1 pseudogene is annotated in these 512 nt (G+C 26.8%); it reads right to left on the reverse strand.

Annotation, left to right across the window (positions count from 1 at the left end):
• Positions 1-84, reverse strand: a pseudogene (locus tag IDG60_RS02265) (DNA-3-methyladenine glycosylase); the annotation flags it as partial.
• Between the last annotated feature and the right edge of the window lie 428 nt (positions 85-512).

A 512-nucleotide genomic window follows, 5' to 3' on the forward strand; every position in this document is an offset into this window, starting at 1 on the left:
CGTTTGAGTGGTATCCTGATAAATCACTTTGACACCTAATAAGTTTTTAGCAATTTGTCTTGTATCATTATTAACGAAATCCATAATATTCTCCTCGCAATTATATGATTAAATTAAATAAAAATGAAAAAGATATTTTTATTGTGGTAAATATTTGATAAAATAGTATTGTTAAGAATTATAAAAATGTAAAGTATATACTTTGTTATGGAATATTTTATTTGCAGAGATTGAGACTCTTTTAAACGTGAACATTGCAGTATGACATATTTTTAGTATAGTTAACGAAGCGTTGACTTTCAAATGAGTCTCCATATAGATGTGTACTTGTAGCGGGTTTTCATTTTACTAGTGATGAAATATAAAGTCCATTTTCCAAAGTGAATGACGATTGAAATGAAGTGGCTTGATAATGAATCTTGTAAATTATAACGGTAACAATAATTAAAAATATAAATATGATTAACGAAAGGGAGATTACAATGGAACAATTACCTCAAGTAGGTTTTATG

Source organism: Staphylococcus sp. EG-SA-2 (assembly GCF_017152085.1).